This window comes from Methylocaldum sp. RMAD-M, from assembly GCF_017832375.1.
Taxonomy (GTDB): Bacteria; Pseudomonadota; Gammaproteobacteria; order Methylococcales; family Methylococcaceae; genus Methylocaldum.
On the sequence record NZ_JAFIBZ010000027.1, the window covers coordinates 1 to 16,826 of the forward strand.

Genomic DNA, 16,826 nt, shown 5'->3' on the forward strand with positions numbered 1-16,826 from the left:
GAAGACGCCGTTTGCGATTGGAAGGGTCGCGACTAAAGCGACCGTTTGCGATTGGGAGGGATTCCCGACCTACGCGCGAGTGCCCGTACAGTAGGCATGAAAATGCTCGAATCGATCGTCCGCTCCCGGAAGCAAAGCCGGGCATCAGTTTTCCGTGTAGAGCAGCTTCAAGCCTACGACGCCCAAGACGATTAGCAGAATGCAGACGATCCGGACCAGGTCCGTGGATTCGTTGAACAGTATGATGCCGATAATCGCGGTTCCGGCGGCGCCTATTCCAGTCCAAACGGCGTAACCGGTGCCTAACGGTATCGTCCTCAGCGCCAGGGACAAGAACACCAGACTGATTATCATGGCGGCGCCTACGCCTAAACTCGGCCACCAACGCGTAAAGCCCTCGGTGAATTTCAATCCCACCGCCCAGGCGATCTCGAATATCCCCGCAACAAGTAAATATGTCCAACCCATGCTTAAAAGAATGTCGCTACGCAGCGAAGCCATAGCCTAGTTTAGACAGACGATATTACCCGATCTTTCTGCCGAGTCGGTTTGCGAGATTTGATTTTCCACAAGACTCGCATACGTTGATTCCCGATCTTCGAGCCAGCTGATCTTCCGTTCCGCTGATTCGGTTAACTGCTCCCAAGTCCTTTCAAAAGGTACGGAAATGTACGTATGTTTAATTTGGGGGTGGTGAGCTTAAATACATCCACCTGAGCTGATCTCGGGTCCGGAACATGGATGCTCCCGCAGGACGGGATTACGGCGAATGGACTTAAGGATGTCGCCAAGAACAGGACGTTCCCAAACGCAACCAGGATGTTGCGAAGGGAGTTGGAGTGTTTCAACGGATTCTGGACGCTCCCTATCCTCGGGCCAGGATGCTCGACACGGAAATGGAATGCTCCGCATGTAACTGGACTGATCCGAATTTGGCTGGGATGTATTTTTGGGAACACGGAAGTTCCATTTTTCTTTCTCCCGTCGTTCACACACTTGCTCATCCAGCTTCACGGCCGGCAAAGTCGCCAGGCGCCCTGCCGTTCCGTCAAAAACGTATCCTCGTTTTCGATGTTGCGTCCGGCGCCATCCAAGGTCGGAAATCCCTTTCTGACATAGCTGCCTGAAATCCTTGGCCGTTCATCGAAGGAGTGAACAGCGTGATGAAAAGAAGACAGTTTCTCGCCCTGGCCGCAGCCGCAATGGTCGTCGGGTGCGCCGGTTCGAAGACCCGCGAGAGCACCGGCGAATATCTCGATGACACGGCCGTTACCACCAAGGTCAAATCGGCTCTGCTGCGCGATGAAGTGGTCAAAGGGCTGGACATCCAGGTCGAAACGTTCAAAGGTACCGTGCAACTCAGCGGCTTCGTCAACACGGCCTCGGAAAAGCAGCGCGCCGAAGCGATCGCGAGAGACGTCGCCGGCGTTCGATCCGTCAAGAACGATATCCGCGTGATGCAATAACCGCTACCGTAAGCCGTGGCCGACTCACATTCAACGGCCGACGCAACATCGTCTCAAACTCGATCCAGTGTCAGGAGCGCCGGCACGGCCCGGCGGCATCATCCTTCATACGCATCCAACCATCCGCGCGGCGCTCGAAATACTCCGCGGCAGAGGGAACGAAACGCGCATTTTCGGATTCCCATGTGCAACGCTCCAGGACAACCTTCGGATGCTCGATCCGGAGCACGTTAAACGCGTTTTTTTCCTTTCGCGTGCGGACCGAAAGCGCGGTTCCGGCGCTGATCACGAGCGCCTTGTAACCGGCGATGCGATACCGTTCTCCCGTGTGCCCCGAATGGCTGACATGGAGATGCCCGGCTAAGAACATATCGACTCCGCAGCTCGCCAGCGCTTCCATGGCCATCCGCGCCCGGCCGACAAGATCGCCCTCACGGAAGCCCTCGGGCAGGTCGAAAGGGTGATGGGTCACCACGATCTTGATGACCGCACCGGGGTAATCACACAAGCGTTCCCGAATGCGGTCCAGCTGCCTTCGATTGACCCGCCCGTTCTTGACGGTCAGCGAGCGCGCCGTATTGACGCCGACCACGGCGATCTGCTCATCGGCATAGAAGGGCTCGATGTTTTCACCGATATAGCGCCGGTATTTGACCAGCGGCCGGAAAAAACGGGCCAGCGGATTATAGAGGGGTACGTCATGATTGCCGGGCACCACGATTTGCGGCTTCGGCAGCGCATCGAGAAAGCGCCGGGCTTCGAGAAATTGAGCGGTTCGTGCGCGTTGGGTCAGATCGCCAGAGATCGCGACCAGATCGGGCCCTATCTCCCGAACCGATTGGATCAGCGGATCGACCAAGGAGCTGTCGACGCGGCCGAAGTGCAGATCCGAAAGATGGACGATGGTTCGCATGCGCCGCGTTACGCCTCGCCGACCGATCGGCAGCCGGACCTAGCTCGCAATGGCGCTTCCGCGAGACTCGACCTTCGTGTTCGGCACTATCACCCGTAGAGCGCCCGGCCGAATTCGATAATGCAGCGGAGTCTGCATGACGATCACCTCGCCGTCGGTAGCGACCCGAAGGCGGCTGCTGTGCCTAGCCTCGATAACGATCTCCTTGGTCCGCATCATGTCGAAGTCCTTGTCTTTACGCAAACTCCGCAAGAGCGCGCGGAGCCCGAATCGCAAAAGGCCGAGCCGGCCGATTTCTCGAGTGGTATACAGCCACAACCAGCCCGAATCGAGGGTGGTCCGCGCTCCGATATTGAATCCTTCGACCTGGTACCGATTGTTCCCGACGAAAATGAAAGGCGTGTGCCGCACGAGTTCCCGGTCGTCGACACGCAATCGGGCTTCCAGAATGGCATACCGGCGCAAGACGGACAGAGATGCCCAGAGAAACGCCGGCCATTTGCCGTATTCCAGGCGGTCCTGCAGGGTCTCCCGACCGTGTACGATGCTGGGATACAGCCCCAGGCTGGAATTGTTGACGAAAATCCTGCCGTTGACCTCTCCGACATCGATCCGGGCGGGCGTGCCGTCGACAAGAATTTGCGCGGCTTGCTCCAAATCCAGGGGAATCCCGAGATCCTTGGCGAAGTGGTTGAGCGTGCCGAGCGGCAGTACGCCCAGTATCTTGCCGGTTTCGGCGAGCACCGAGGCAACCGCATTGATGGTGCCGTCTCCGCCGCCTGCCGCTATCAGATCGGCGTTCTCGGCCAGGGCTCGCCGCGCGAGGTCCGGAACTTCATCGCCGCTGTTCGCAACCCATATCCGGGCATCCCGGTTGCGTGAGACGAAGAACTCTTCGAGCCGCTTTTCCAGTCCCTTTTTTTCGTCACTACCCGCAGAAGTGCTAACGATAATCGCCAAACGGGCGGCCATAAGCTGATTTTACCGGGGGAATTACATGGGATAGATCACCAAATGCCGGTGTGGTTCACAGCCAATGCTTTCGGCGACCAAGCCGTGGCGGGTAACGATGCGATGTTGCATCTGGCGCAAGGCGGCCGAACGCGGCGAGAGTTCCGCCATGACGCCTTCGGCCTTGACCTGCTGCACGGCACGCTCGGTCTCGCGCACCATTTCCCCGACCTCGTCCTGTTTGTCGCCGGGAACGATGTGAAACAGACTGCGCAGGAGCTGCCGAATCTGAGCGGTCGTGTTCTTCTTGACGGCATGCACCGGCAATTGACCGCCTTGAACGATGCGTTGCAGGCTTGCATCGTCTTCCCGCGCGCGCAGCGTCACGACAAGATCGGCCTGGTCCGGATATCTCACCGTGCGGGCCTCCAAGTGGAGGTCGCGGATCACGCGTTCCACCGAGTCCCGGCTGAGCGCATAAGCATAGATGCGAACCGGACGCTGCCGGTCGGAGCGGACGAATAAGACCTCTCTCGCGATTTCCACGGCCGACTCGGGTTCGCTCGCCGTCACCGGCGACTGAACGGCAACCGGGCCTTGGCGGCGTATGCCTTTGGGCTGTATGCCGCTCAGGATGGCATCGACCGCCTGCGCGGTGTCCAGGTGCACGACCACCTCGTCCCTGGCGGTAATCTCTACGACGATATCGAAGGTGGGCGGAGCCTTCCGCTCGCTTACGGTTTTTTGCGTGCCCCGAAGCCGGGCCTCTTCGTCGCTGAGAGTCACCGTTTGCACGCCGCCGACCAGATCGCACAGCGTGGGATTCAGAACTAAATTCTCCAGCGTGTTGCCGTGAGCCGTGCCGATCAGCTGAACGCCACGCTCGGCGATGGTGCGCGCGGCCATTGCCTCCGTGGCCGTGCCGATTTCGTCGACGATGATCGCTTCGGGCATATGGTTTTCCACCGCCTCGATCATCACTGCATGTTGTCGATCCGGATGCGCGACCATCATTCGCCGGGCGCTGCCGATGGCCGGGTGCGGGACATCGCCGTCGCCGGCAATCTCATTGGATGTATCAATCACGACGACGCGCTTGCCGAAATCGTCGGCCAGTACGCGCGCCACCTCTCTCAATTTGGTCGTCTTTCCGACGCCGGGCCGGCCGAGCAATACGAGGCTCTTGCCGCTCTCGACGAGATCACGTATCAGATCGATGGTTCCGAATACCGCGCGCCCCACGCGCAAGGTCAAACCGATGATCTCGCCCCGCCGGTTGCGAATGGCGGAAATGCGGTGCAAAGTCCCCTCGATGCCGGCGCGGTTGTCCGCGCCGAATTCACCCAAGGCGCCGATTACGGCATCAAGGTCTTCGCGGGTAACCGGTTGATTCGATAAGTTCAGGGCGGCGTGGGGATAGCGTGCCTGGGGCAGGCGCCCTAAGTCCAAGATGATTTCGAGCAATTCCCCCTGGCCTTGCAGCGCTAGGGATTTCTGGAGCTCCGGTGGAAGGAGCTTTATGAGCAGGTGGAGATCATCGAGATGGGTCTTGGCGGTCACATCTTTGCACGGGGTGTTCTTTCAAGCCCTGTCCGACGCCGTAACGGCATCCAATCGCGTGTCCGCAGCTCCGCCGAGCCGCCAGGTCGATGATTCGAGAACATCTCTATCGACCATTACCTTCCCCGCCCGTCCGGCCGCGGACGCCTCCTGGTCAGTCGCATTCGTACGATTTCTGGATCCGTCCGTTCTCGTCCACCGTTTCGAGTCTCGCCTTGAATCCCCACAGCCGGCGCACATGCCGCAGCATCTCGTTGGTGCTCTCTCCTAAGGGGCGGCGATGATGCTGATAATGCCGCAGGGTCAACGACCGGTCTCCTCGGGTGTCCACCCGGTAGACCTGAATGCTGGGTTCCAGGTTGCCGAGGTTGTACTGATCCGAAAGCACGTGGCGAACGGCTCGATAGCCGTCCTCGTCGTGAATGTGGGTGATTTCCAGTTCGTCGTTCAAATCGTCGTCCAGCACGCTGAACAGCTTGAAATCCCGAATGACCTTGGGCGAGAGGTATTGGGCGATGAAACTCTCGTCCTTGAAATTGCGCATGGCGAAGTCCAGCGTCTTGGTCCAATCGGTATCCACAAGATCGGGGAACCATTTCCGATCTTCGTCGGCGGGATGTTCGCAGATCCGCCGAATGTCGCTCATCATGGCGAATCCCAAGGCATAAGGATTGAGTCCCGAAAAGTGATTGCTGTAATACGGCGGCTGGCTGATGACGTTGGTATGCGATTGCAGGAATTCCAGCATGAATCCGTCGGTCACCAAGCCTTCGTCATAGAGCCTGTTCAGAAGGGTGTAGTGCCAGAAGGTCGCCCAACCCTCGTTCATTACCTTGGTTTGACGCTGGGGATAGAGATATTGCGCGATCTTGCGGACGATTCGAATGATTTCCCGCTGCCAAGACTCCAGCAGCGGCGCGTTCTTCTCGAAGAAATAAAGGAGATTTTCCTCGGGTTCGGCCGGAAACTGATGGGCTTGCTCCTGGAAGTATCTTTCCTTCTTTGGAACGGTGCGCAGCCATAAATCGTTAATCTGCGACTGAAGATATTCCTCCCGCTCTTTCTGCCTATGCTTCTCCTCGGTTATCGAAAGCGCCGGCGGCCGGCGGTAACGGTCCACGCCGTAGTTCATCAAGGCATGACAGGAATCCAGCAGCTCCTCTACGGCCGAGACGCCGTAACGTTCTTCGCATTCCGCGATGTAGTTCCGGGCGAACACCAGGTAATCGATGATGGCGTCGGCATTGGTCCAGGTCTTGAACAAATAATTGTTTTTGAAGAAGGAGTTATGGCCATAACAGGCATGCGCGATGACCAGCGCCTGCATGGTCATGCTGTTCTCCTCCATGAGATAGGCGATACACGGGTTGGAATTGATGACCAGCTCGTAGGCCAGCCCCATGTATCCGCGCCGATAGCTTTTCTCGACGGTCAGAAACTGCTTGCCGAAGGACCAATGCGGGTAGAACACCGGCATGCCCGTGCTCGAATAGCAGTCCATCATCTGTTCCGAGGTGATGATCTCGATTTGGTTGGGATAAGTGTCCAGGCCGAAACCCGCCGCGATTCGGGCGATCTCGGTGTCATAGCTCTGAAGGAGTTCGAAAGTCCATTCGGAGCCTTCTGAAAGGGGTTTGCGGCTCATGCCTGCTGCTTCTTGAAGAGTTCTCTAAAGACCGGATAAATGTCCGCCGCGCTATAAATCGGCTGCATGGCAAAGTTGGGCCAGTATTCCGCCACTTTTTCGTATTCCATCCACAGGCTGTGGGGCTCGTGGTTGTTGATCTCGATATAGGCGTAATACTGCACGCTCGCCATGATGTCTTCGATCAGCAAGCGCGAACAATTCGTCGAGTCCTCGGGCCAGTTGTCGCCGTCCGACGCCTGGGCGCCGTAGATGTTCCAGTCGCCCGAGGGGTAGCGGTCGCGGATGATGTCCTTCATCAACTCGAGTGCGCTCGACACAACGGTCCCGCCGGTTTCCCGCGAATAGAAGAAATCCTGTTCATCCACCTCCAGCGCCACCGTATGATGACGAATGAAAACCACGTCCGTCTTTTCGTAATTTCGCGTAAGAAACAAGTAAAGCAACAAGAAAAAACGTTTCGCAAGATTCTTTTTCACCTCGTCCATGGAACCGGAGACGTCCATGAGGCAAAACATCACGGCCTGGGTGCTGGGCTTCGGAACTTGAATGCGGTTTCGGTAACGGAGATCGATGGTGTCGAGGAACGGCACTGCCCGAATCCTGCGCTCCAGCAGGGCGATCTCCTCGCTCAATGCGGCGATACGCTCCTCGTCAGGCTCACCGCCAGTTAGCAAAGCCGCGAGTTCGACTTCCAGCTCCCGCTTCCGGTCCGCCGATGGCGCGCGCAAGGCCGTGCGGCGCGCCAAGGCCTCCCGCATCGAGCGGATGACGTGCAGGTTCGAGGGCGATCCGTCGCTGGTAAAACCCGCGTGCTGACTCTTGAAAGTGGCTTCTCTCGCCAGTTGCCGCTTCACCATGTTCGGCAGCTCGAGATCTTCGAAGATGAATTCCAAAAACTCTTCGCGCGACAATTCGAAAACGAATTCGTCCATGCCCTCGCCGGTATCGCTGGCACGGTTGCCCGAACCGCCCTCCTCGCCTTCCGGACGGGGTACCTTGTCGCCCGCTATAAACTCCTTATTGCCGGGTTGAACGACCTCCCGCCGCCCGCCTTGGCCATGCCGAAACGTCGGTTCCGAAATATCCTTGGTCGGAATCTGAATCTTTTCGCCACGGTCTACGTCCGTTACCGACCGCTTCGCGACGGCATCGGCAACGGCCTTGCGAATCTGACCGCGGAAGCGTTGGAGAAAGCGCTGCCGATTGACAGCGCTCTTGTTCTTGGGGTTTAAGCGGCGGTCTATAAATTGACTCATGGGCTTGAATACCTATCGCTCGGTTAAGAGGACTTGCGCACCCTGAGATACCATTCGCACAACAGCCGCACCTGCTTGGGCGTGTACCCTTTGTGAACCATGCGGTTCACGAATTCCTCGTGTTTCTTCTGATCGTCCAGCGACGCCTTGGCGTTGAAGGAGATCACCGGCAGCAGTTCTTCCGTATTGGCGAACATCTTCTTCTCGATGACCGCACGCAGCTTTTCATAGCTGGTCCAGGCCGGATTCTTGCCGGCGTTCTTGGCGCGGGCACGCAGCACGAAGTTCACCACTTCATTGCGGAAATCCTTGGGATTGCTGATGCCTGCCGGTTTTTCGATCTTTTCGAGTTCCTCGTTGAGCGCCCTGCGGTCGAAACTCTCGCCGGTATCCGGATCGCGGTATTCCTGATCCTGTATCCAGTAGTCGGCGTACGTAACATACCGGTCGAAGATGTTCTGTCCGTACTCGGAATACGATTCCAGGTAAGCGGTCTGGATTTCCTTGCCGATGAAATCCACATAGCGCGGCACCAGGAATTCCTTGATGAAGCGCAGATAACGCTCCTGCACCTCCGGCGGGAATTGCTCCTGCGTGATCTGCTGTTCCAGCGTATACAGCAAGTGAACGGGATTCGCCGCGACTTCGGAATGGTCGAAGTTGAACACTTTCGACAGGATCTTGAACGCGAAGCGCGTGGAAAGCCCGGTCATCCCTTCGTCCACGCCCGCGAAGTCCCGGTATTCCTGATAGGATTTCGCCTTGGGATCGGTGTCCTTCAGGTTCTCGCCGTCGTAAACCCGCATTTTCGAGTAAACATTGGAGTTCTCCGGTTCTTTAAGCCTCGACAGCACCGCGAACTGCGCCAGCATTTTCAGTGTGTGGGGTGCGCAGGGCGAATCGGACAGCGAACTGTGGATCAAGAGTTTCTCGTAAATCTTGATCTCTTCTGAAACCCTTAGGCAATAAGGCACTTTGACCACATAGACACGGTCCAGAAACGCCTCGTTGTTCTTGTTGTTCTTGAACTGCAACCACTCGGACTCGTTCGAATGGGCCATGATGATGCCCTCGAACGGAATGGCCGAAAGCCCTTCGGTACCTTTGTAATTGCCCTCCTGGGTCGCCGTCAGGAGAGGATGCAGCACCTTGATCGGCGCCTTGAACATCTCCACGAATTCCATGATACCTCGGTTGCCGAGGCAAAGGCCGCCCGAGAAGCTGTAGGCATCCGGATCGTCCTGGCTGAAGCGCTCCAGCTTCCGGATGTCGACCTTGCCGACCAAGGACGAGATGTCCTGGTTGTTTTCGTCGCCCGGTTCGGTCTTCGACACCGCCCGCTGATCCAACATGGACGGGCGCACCTTGACGACGCGGAATTTGGTGATATCGCCGTTGTACTCGTGCAGGCGTTTCACCGCCCAAGGCGACATGATCGTATTGAAGTAACGGCGCGGGATACCGTATTCGTTTTCGAGAATCGGACCGTCCTCTTCGGGGTCGAACAGTCCCAGCGGCGATTCGTTGATGGGCGAACCCTTGATGGCGTAAAACGGCACCTGCTCCATGAGGTGCTTCAACTTCTCGGCCAGCGAAGACTTGCCGCCTCCGACCGGGCCCAGCAAGTACAGAATCTGTTTGCGCTCTTCCAGCCCCTGAGCGGCGTGGCGGAAAAATGCCACCATCTGCTCAATGGTTTCCTCCATGCCGTAAAAATCGGCAAAAGCCGGATAGCGCTTGATGACTTTATTGGCGAAAATGCGTGAAAGGCGCGGATCGAGCCTGGTATCGACCAGTTCGGGTTCGCCGATGGCGATCAGCATACGCTCGGCTGGACTGGCGTAGGCCGTCGGATCCTTACGGCAAATTTCTAGATATTCCTGAAGCGAATACTCTTCTTCGCGCGCTTTTTCATAGCGGGATTGATAGTGATCGAAGATACCCATAGATGCGAGGTCTCCTCTGCAATCAGCAGATGCTCAAAAAGGTCTTAACGTCTCCGGCGAGAGGACCGCAAGCTGCCTCGTTCGATATTTTGCTGGTTGAGACAACGAGCGTATTAACTGTCCCTATCATAGCGAACGTGGCTTTCTCATCCATCCGCACTATGCAATAAATGCGGCGCTCGCGGCTCTTACCGCTAAGACGTAGCCTAACATATTTCGGTTCCTCGGCTGCGAGACACCCAAGAAAAACTTTATGCCAAAGAGAACCTCATCGAGCATGTAACAAAACTGTTTCGCACTGCTTGCCGAGCGATACACAATACTTAGCGATGGCCGGACTCGAGCCCACTCCGCTGTATTGTCCTCTTATTAGTTTAGAATTAATCGTCGGCCATACGTTCGACGCTAAACACCCGAGTTTATGCCGGGAAGCGTATTTCCAATAAACGGCACCATCTTCTCGATCATTTGCAATGCTCAGCCACACTTGACACGAAACCTGTGCCGATGTTCCACTTCGGGCCACAAGCACGTTTGAACTCCGAGGAGAATGGACTTCCGGATGGGCGTCTACCGCCTGAGAGCGGGACGGTTTTTTCAAGTCAACAAGTGGCCGGCCCGCATCTCGTCGCGGTGCTCGATCGCGCTACTGCGCCTGCTGTTTCTTCTGTCCCTCGGTTTGCCGGCGTGGTCCTGCCGCAATCCGGAACCCGTCGGACCGCCTCATTTGACCTGGTATGTGTTCGACGAACCTTCCGGCGCCTTCCGAGAAGCCGCCCGGCGCTGCACCGAATTCGCAAAAGACCGCTATCGCATCGATGTCGTCTCTCTGCCGGCCGATGCCGATCAGCAAAGGGAGCAATTGACGCGCCGCCTGGCTGCAGGCGACGAATCTATCGACATCATCGGGATGGACGTGATCTGGACCGCCGAATTCGCCGAAGCGGGCTGGATACGGGAATGGCCGATGAGATCGACCCGCCGGGCTTCAGCCGGTCGGTTTCCGATAACGGTTCAAACCGCTACTTATAAGAATGTGTTCTGGGCGACGCCTTTCACGACCAATGTCCAATTGCTCTGGTATCGAACCGACCGTGTCCCGACACCGCCGGATACCTGGGACGAGATGATCGATTCGGCCGAGAAGTTGGGCAGGAATGGCCGGATTCAGGTTCAGGGCGAACGCTATGAGGGGCTGACCGTCCTTTTTGTATCCCTGCTCGCCTCGGCCGGGGGCACGGTCCTGGATGCTGGGGGACAGCAGGTCTCCCTGGAGCCCGAACCCACCCGTAAAGCTCTTCAGGTGATGAAGCGGTTGGCGACTTCTCCCGCGGCCGATCCGGGGCTGTCCACCAGCCGCGAAGACCAGGCGCGGCTGGCTTTCGAAACCGGCAATTCGGCATTCATGCTCAACTATACCTTCGTCTGGCCCAGCGCTCGGCAGAACGCGCCCGACGTCGCGGCGAACATGGGCTGGGCACGCTGGCCCGCGGTTCTGCCCGGCCGGCCCAGCCGGGTGACGGTCGGAGGCATCGATCTCGCCGTCAGCACCTACTCGCGTTATCCCGAACTCGCCTTCAACGCGGCCGAATGCCTAGCAAGCAGGGATAATCAGCGGATCGCCGCACAACGCGGGGGACTTCCACCCACCGTGTCCGCCCTTTATAACGATCCGGCCGTGCGTCGCCGGCTGCCGTTCGCGGATGTGCTGCGAGCGGCCTTGAACGATGCGGTGGAACGTCCTCAAACGCCGCTCTACGCCGACGTGTCCCTCGCCATCAGCCGCACCCTTCATCCCATGCGCGACATCGAGCCGGACCGGGATACGACTCGCTTGCGGAAAGCCGTGCAACGAGCATTGCGTTCGGAAGGCTTGCTATGAGGCGTGCCCAGAACGTCAAAGGATGGCTTTTTTGCACCCCGGCTCTAGCCGCGATGGCTTTGGTTACGGCCTATCCCATTCTCGATGCCGTCCGGCTCTCGCTTTACCGCTACGACCTACGCCACGCGGCTCCGCCCGATTTCATAGGCATCGGCAACTACTTCAGCGTATTAAGTTCGGAAGTATGGTGGCAGGCGCTTGGAAATACGCTTCTGATCACGACCATTTCGGTTTTTTTCGAACTGGTGCTCGGCTTCGCTCTCGCACTGCTCATGCATAAAGCCGTGTTCGGACGCCGAACGGTCCGTTCGGCGGCTTTGGTGCCTTACGCCATCATCACCGTGGTAGCAGCTCTCGCCTGGAAGTTCGCATTCGATCCGACCACCGGATTCGTCAACAGCCTGCTCGGCGTCGATCGAGCCTGGCTCAACGAACGCTGGTCGGCATTCGGCGTCATCATACTCAGCGAGATCTGGAAAACCACACCGTTCATGGCTCTTTTGCTGCTGGCCGGCCTGAGCCTCATTCCGGATGATGTGCTCAGGGCGGCTCGGGTCGACGGAGCATCCGCCTTACAGCGCTTCCGTCTCATTACCCTGCCCTTGATGAAACCGTCCATCTTGGTGGCGCTGCTGTTCCGGACCTTGGATGCTTTTCGCATCTTCGATTCGGTCTATGTTCTGACACGCGGCGCGCATGGCACCGAATCGGTATCGGTGATTGGATACAACACGCTGATTGCCCGTCTCAACCTGGGTTTGGGTTCGGCGGTATCGGTGCTGATTTTTCTGTGCACGCTCGCGATCGCTCTGCTCTTCACCAAGAGCTTCGGAACGCCCTTGCTCCGCACGGGACGGTGACATGCGAATACGATTCGCAGGTATGGACGGATTCCTCGGCGCCTTGGGAAGTCTCCTCGTTGTTACTTACGCCTTGTTGCCCGTGATTTGGATCATATCGCTGTCGCTCAAGCCTGGGCGCGAACTCGGCAATGCGCGTTTTTTCCCGGACACGCTCAGTCTCGAGCACTACCGAACGGTCTTTAACGACCCGCAATTTCCGGCGGCGCTCTTGAACTCCGTGGGCATCGCTTCGATCGCCACCGGGTTGTCCATAATAATCGCCATCTTTGCGGCGTACGCCATCGTTCGGCTCGACTTTCGCGGCAAACACTGGATTTTTTACGGCACGCTCGCAGTAGCCATGTTTCCGCCGATATCCGTGGTCGGTCCCTTGTTCGAACTCTGGCGCACGCTGCGTCTTTTCGACACCTGGCCGGGCTTGATCCTTCCCTATCTGAGCTTCACCTTGCCGCTCGCCATTTGGACCTTGACCGCTTTTTTTCGCGAAATCCCGTGGGACCTGGAGCGAGCCGCACGGGTCGACGGCGCCACCCCGTCGCAAGCCTTTCGGCTCGTCATCTTGCCGCTGGTGGCGCCGGGAATCGTCGCTTCGGCTATCTTGGTCTTCATTTTCGCGTGGAACGATTTTTTGTTCGCCGCGTCCCTCACGTCCACGGATCGGGCCCGCACCGTGCCGGTCGCCATCGCGTTTTTTACGGGAAGTTCCCAATTCGAGCTGCCTACCGGTTCCATCGCCGCCGCTTCCGTAGTGGTCACGATACCGATCATCGCACTGGTCCTGATGTTCCAGCGCCGCATCATTGCCGGACTCACGGCCGGTGCCGTCAAAGGATGACCGGGAGAAGCAAGAATGGCCGAAATCGTCTTCGATCACGTGAGCAAACGCTTTGCCGGCGGGGCCTGGGCGGTCAGAAAGGCAAATTTCACCGTCAAGGACGGCGAGTTTTTCATTCTCGTGGGGCCGTCAGGCTGCGGCAAGTCGACCCTGCTGAACATGATCGTCGGTCTGGAAGACATCACCGAGGGCGAAATCCGGGTCGACGGCAACAGGATCAATGAACTCGACCCCAAGGACCGCAACATGGCGATGGTATTCCAAAGCTATGCGCTCTACCCCCATATGACGGTCAGGGAGAACATCTCGTTTCCGCTCAAATTGGCCAAACTGGCGCGGGACGAAATCAAGCGGCGGGTGGACGAGGTCGCGGCCATCCTCCAACTGGACCCGCTGCTCGACCGCAAACCTTCGGACCTGTCCGGAGGACAGCGCCAGCGGGTAGCCATGGGACGAGCGATCGTGCGAAGACCCCAGGTGTTCTTGTTGGACGAGCCCCTATCGAATCTCGATGCTCGGCTGCGCGTTCAAATGCGCACCGAGATCGCGGCCCTCCAGGAAAGGCTGGGCATCACGACCGTTTACGTCACTCACGACCAAACCGAAGCCATGGTGCTGGGCGATCGTGTGGCGATATTGCGAAGCGGAGAAGTCCAGCAGATCGGAACGCCGAAGGAACTGTACGAGACGCCCCGTAACGAATTCGTGGCGGGCTTCATCGGATCGCCGTCGATGAACTTCCTGAATGCCGAGATCGGCGATACCGGCGTGCTGCTGCCTATGGGGCCTTGCCCCCTGCCGCCTTCCTTTCCGTTAGAGCGCCTGAGCAACCGCTACGTCGTCGCCGGCATCCGTCCGGAACATTTTTGTTTGCCGGGAACGTCGCGTAGAGCCGGCCCCGTTTTTCCGGCTGAAATCATTTCGGTCGAATGGCTGGGCGCGGATCTTTATCTTCATGTTCAGCCGGCCCCGTCACTCCGGCCATCCAGGGACAAATCGGCGGTTGTCGAGCCGGGAACTCATCCAGCTGGACTGGTTCTGATTGTCCGAGTGCCTCCCGACCTCCGGCTGAAACGCGGCGATAGGATCGAGCTGACTTTCGACGCCACGAAGATTCAACTGTTCGACGCCGATACCGGCGAAAATTTTTTGCGGAACCATTGAAACGACAGTCTGTCGAAGCGCCTTCGGTGATGTGGCGCCCGCGACGGGCATGTTTGAAACGATCAAAACGTATAGGGAACCGCTATGAGCAACCTCGAACTCGGCATTATCGGCAACTGCATGTACAGCGCACTGATCGACCGCAAGGGACGTGTCGTCTGGTGCTGCTTGCCCCGTTTCGACGGCGATCCGATTTTTTGCAGCCTGATCAACGGCGATGAGGACGAGGTGCAGGAAGGGTTCTTCGACATCGTGATCGATGATTTCTCCCATAGCGAACAGCACTACGAGCACAACACCGCTATCCTGGTAACCACGCTTTACGATCAGCACGGCGCTGCGGTGCAAATTACCGACTTTGCCCCGCGTTTCCGACGGTACGGCCATATGCATCGTTCGCAACGGCTGATCAGAAGGCTTCAGCCGATCAACGGCACGCCGCGGATTTCCGTCAGAGTGCGGCCGACCTACGACTACGGCGTCAAACCCATGCAAACCATCCAGGGGTCCAACTATATCCAGTTCGTCGCTCCCGGTATGTGTTTCCGCATGAGCACCGACATGCCGGTTTCCTACATATTGGACGAGACGCCCTTTCTGCTGGAGGAACCTTCGGCGATCACCTTCGGTCCCGACGAACCGCTGCGTTATACGGTGGCCGAAGCAACCCGCGAAAGCTACGAGCAAACCCTGCTGTATTGGCGCGAATGGACCCGATCGCTGTCCATTCCTTTCGAATGGCAGAAGGCCGTGATCCGCGCCGCCATCACCCTCAAGCTGTGCTGTTTCGAGGAAACCGGTGCCGTCATTGCCGCCATGACCACATCCATCCCCGAAGCGGCCGGCACGGAACGCAATTGGGATTATCGCTATTGCTGGCTGCGCGACGCCTATTTCGTCGTGAGCGCCCTAAACCGGCTTGGCGCGACCGGAACCATGGAGGAATATCTGGACTATATCTCGAATATCGCGGCCGAGGCCGACGATAGCCTGCTTCAGCCGGTCTACGGCATCGCCCTGGAGAAAAAATTGATCGAATGCCGGATCAGCTCTCTCAGGGGCTATCGGAATCACAGGCCGGTACGGGTCGGGAATCAGGCCTATGAGCACATCCAGAACGACATCTACGGCAGCGTGATCATGGCCGCCACCCAGGCTTTCTTCGACCGCCGCCTCGCGCATCCCGGAGATCAGCGTCTTTTCGAACGCCTGGAAAATCTCGGCCGCCAATGCACCCGGCTGTATAACGTACCGGATGCGAGTCTCTGGGAGTTCCGCGGGTTCGCCCGCATCCATACCTTTTCGGCAGTGATGTGCTGGGCCGGCTGCGATCGTTTGGCCCGCATCGCCGATCACATGGAGCTGCACGACCGCGCTCAATATTGGCGTTCCCAGGCCGAGCGGATTCGGACCGAAATCATGGAGCATGCCTACGATCCCGGACGCAATACCTTCGTCGGAAGCTTCGGCGGCTCCGAACTCGATGCGAGCCTTTTGCTTCTCCACGACCTTCAGTTCCTCGCTGCGAATGATCCCCGCTTCATCGGTACCGTCGAGGCGGTGGAAAAGGAATTGCGGCGCGGCAATCACATGATGCGGTATGTGGAACCGGACGACTTCGGCGCACCGCAAAACGCCTTCAATATCTGCACCTTTTGGATGATCGGCGCTTTGGCGGCCATCGGCAGAAAGGAAGACGCCCGCGCCATATTCGAGGAAATGCTCAACTGCCGGAACCATCTTGGGCTCTTGTCCGAAGACACCGATCCGCAAACCGGCGAAATGTGGGGCAATTTCCCGCAGACCTATTCCATGGTCGGGATCATTCACTCGGCCATGGTTCTGTCCAAGTCTTGGGAGGAAGCGTTTTAACAAGGCTTCTTAATGAAAGCGTTCTCCCGGAACTCGTGCATGATCAGTTGTCGTCTTCGACCCCCGTCGCCTGTGTTGGCGATGCCGGGTCAAGAGATACGACGTATGCTCCGGCCACCCCGAGCCACCGACGGTCCCCAAATGAAATTGGCGGGAGCAAACCGGTATCGTAGCCGTTCAGGTTTTTCAGTGCGGACATGAAGCTATCTCTTCCCAAGCGCCGGCCGGCACGCCGCAGCCCTTCTTCGAATAAGCGGGCCATAACATAGGTGACGACCTCCGAATGCTCAGGCGACTGCGTACCGGCGAGGACCGCAAGTTCGGCGATCTTCCCGGGCGCACGGTCGCGGGGAAGTGTCGGATAACCGATCAGCAGACGTTGACGAAAATCCGGTGGTGCCTGAAGCACCGACGTCCCGGCCAGGGCACCGGGCAGTAACACCCATGGTCTCCAGGTCGTTTTCAGTGCA

The 16,826-nt window shown here is 58.0% G+C and carries 14 protein-coding genes; 6 read left to right on the forward strand and 8 right to left on the reverse strand.

The window, feature by feature from the left end:
- Positions 1-144 precede the first annotated feature (144 nt).
- Positions 145-501, reverse strand: a complete 357-nt coding sequence (locus tag JOD69_RS19480; protein ID WP_348529972.1) for a multidrug efflux SMR transporter — start codon at positions 499-501, stop codon at positions 145-147.
- Positions 502-1,163: 662 nt separating this feature from the next.
- On the opposite strand from JOD69_RS19480, the gene JOD69_RS19485 reads away from it, so the two are divergent.
- Positions 1,164-1,466: a BON domain-containing protein gene (locus JOD69_RS19485; RefSeq protein WP_077729580.1), complete on the forward strand. Its 303-nt coding sequence runs from the start codon at positions 1,164-1,166 to the stop codon at positions 1,464-1,466.
- A gap of 70 nt (positions 1,467-1,536) precedes the next feature.
- Here JOD69_RS19485 and JOD69_RS19490 read toward each other — a convergent pair whose 3' ends face one another.
- The 6 genes from JOD69_RS19490 to JOD69_RS19515 all read right to left on the reverse strand — a co-directional run bounded on the left by JOD69_RS19490 (position 1,537) and on the right by JOD69_RS19515 (position 9,740).
- The gene (locus tag JOD69_RS19490; protein WP_077729581.1) at positions 1,537-2,379 is read right to left on the reverse strand and encodes a metallophosphoesterase family protein; all 843 of its coding nucleotides are present in this window, start codon (positions 2,377-2,379) and stop codon (positions 1,537-1,539) included.
- Positions 2,380-2,418: 39 nt separating this feature from the next.
- The gene (locus JOD69_RS19495) at positions 2,419-3,351 is read right to left on the reverse strand and encodes a diacylglycerol kinase family protein (protein WP_077729582.1); all 933 of its coding nucleotides are present in this window, start codon (positions 3,349-3,351) and stop codon (positions 2,419-2,421) included.
- 21 nt (positions 3,352-3,372) lie between these two features.
- On the reverse strand, positions 3,373-4,890 hold the full coding sequence (locus JOD69_RS19500; RefSeq protein WP_077729583.1) for a R3H domain-containing nucleic acid-binding protein: 1,518 nt from the start codon (positions 4,888-4,890) through the stop codon (positions 3,373-3,375).
- Between the two features lie 154 nt (positions 4,891-5,044).
- Complete coding sequence (locus JOD69_RS19505; protein ID WP_077729584.1) at positions 5,045-6,535, reverse strand: SpoVR family protein; 1,491 nt, start codon at positions 6,533-6,535, stop codon at positions 5,045-5,047.
- On the reverse strand, positions 6,532-7,794 hold the full coding sequence (locus tag JOD69_RS19510) for a YeaH/YhbH family protein (RefSeq protein WP_077729585.1): 1,263 nt from the start codon (positions 7,792-7,794) through the stop codon (positions 6,532-6,534). Before JOD69_RS19510 ends, JOD69_RS19505 begins: the two co-directional genes overlap by 4 nt.
- A 23-nt stretch (positions 7,795-7,817) precedes the next feature.
- Entirely contained in the window at positions 7,818-9,740 is a 1,923-nt protein-coding gene (locus JOD69_RS19515) for a PrkA family serine protein kinase (protein ID WP_077729586.1), read from the reverse strand.
- Between the two features lie 550 nt (positions 9,741-10,290).
- Between JOD69_RS19515 and JOD69_RS19520 the strand changes: the two genes are divergently transcribed.
- The 5 genes from JOD69_RS19520 (at position 10,291) to JOD69_RS19540 (ending at position 16,356) form a co-directional block, all read left to right on the forward strand.
- Positions 10,291-11,622, forward strand: coding sequence for an ABC transporter substrate-binding protein (locus tag JOD69_RS19520; protein WP_245245689.1), 1,332 nt, complete (start codon positions 10,291-10,293; stop codon positions 11,620-11,622).
- A complete protein-coding gene (locus JOD69_RS19525) occupies positions 11,619-12,482 on the forward strand; it encodes a sugar ABC transporter permease (protein ID WP_077729588.1) in 864 nt (287 codons plus the stop codon). The genes JOD69_RS19520 and JOD69_RS19525 overlap by 4 nt, the downstream gene beginning before the upstream one ends.
- Positions 12,483-12,504: 22 nt before the next feature.
- Positions 12,505-13,320, forward strand: coding sequence for a carbohydrate ABC transporter permease (locus tag JOD69_RS19530; RefSeq protein ID WP_166642413.1), 816 nt, complete (start codon positions 12,505-12,507; stop codon positions 13,318-13,320).
- Between the two features lie 15 nt (positions 13,321-13,335).
- Complete coding sequence (gene ugpC, locus JOD69_RS19535) at positions 13,336-14,484, forward strand: sn-glycerol-3-phosphate ABC transporter ATP-binding protein UgpC (protein WP_086133152.1); 1,149 nt, start codon at positions 13,336-13,338, stop codon at positions 14,482-14,484.
- Positions 14,485-14,568: 84 nt separating this feature from the next.
- Entirely contained in the window at positions 14,569-16,356 is a 1,788-nt protein-coding gene (locus JOD69_RS19540; RefSeq protein ID WP_077729592.1) for a glycoside hydrolase family 15 protein, read from the forward strand.
- Between the two features lie 43 nt (positions 16,357-16,399).
- On the opposite strand, the gene JOD69_RS19545 is transcribed toward JOD69_RS19540, so the two are convergent.
- Positions 16,400-16,798: a hypothetical protein gene (locus tag JOD69_RS19545; protein WP_086133151.1), complete on the reverse strand. Its 399-nt coding sequence runs from the start codon at positions 16,796-16,798 to the stop codon at positions 16,400-16,402.
- Between the last annotated feature and the right edge of the window lie 28 nt (positions 16,799-16,826).

Excerpts from the sequence above, each read along its gene's own strand:
- JOD69_RS19480 (WP_348529972.1), bottom strand. The coding sequence starts at position 501 with ATGGCTTCGCTGCGTAGCGACATTCTTTTAAGCATGGGTTGGACATAT.
- JOD69_RS19485 (WP_077729580.1), top strand. The coding sequence starts at position 1,164 with ATGAAAAGAAGACAGTTTCTCGCCCTGGCCGCAGCCGCAATGGTCGTC.
- JOD69_RS19490 (WP_077729581.1), bottom strand. The coding sequence starts at position 2,379 with ATGCGAACCATCGTCCATCTTTCGGATCTGCACTTCGGCCGCGTCGAC.
- JOD69_RS19495 (WP_077729582.1), bottom strand. The coding sequence starts at position 3,351 with ATGGCCGCCCGTTTGGCGATTATCGTTAGCACTTCTGCGGGTAGTGAC.
- JOD69_RS19505 (WP_077729584.1), bottom strand. The coding sequence starts at position 6,535 with ATGAGCCGCAAACCCCTTTCAGAAGGCTCCGAATGGACTTTCGAACTC.
- JOD69_RS19510 (WP_077729585.1), bottom strand. The coding sequence starts at position 7,794 with ATGAGTCAATTTATAGACCGCCGCTTAAACCCCAAGAACAAGAGCGCT.
- JOD69_RS19515 (WP_077729586.1), bottom strand. The coding sequence starts at position 9,740 with ATGGGTATCTTCGATCACTATCAATCCCGCTATGAAAAAGCGCGCGAA.
- JOD69_RS19520 (WP_245245689.1), top strand. The coding sequence starts at position 10,291 with ATGGACTTCCGGATGGGCGTCTACCGCCTGAGAGCGGGACGGTTTTTT.
- JOD69_RS19525 (WP_077729588.1), top strand. The coding sequence starts at position 11,619 with ATGAGGCGTGCCCAGAACGTCAAAGGATGGCTTTTTTGCACCCCGGCT.
- JOD69_RS19530 (WP_166642413.1), top strand. The coding sequence starts at position 12,505 with ATGGACGGATTCCTCGGCGCCTTGGGAAGTCTCCTCGTTGTTACTTAC.
- ugpC (WP_086133152.1), top strand. The coding sequence starts at position 13,336 with ATGGCCGAAATCGTCTTCGATCACGTGAGCAAACGCTTTGCCGGCGGG.
- JOD69_RS19540 (WP_077729592.1), top strand. The coding sequence starts at position 14,569 with ATGAGCAACCTCGAACTCGGCATTATCGGCAACTGCATGTACAGCGCA.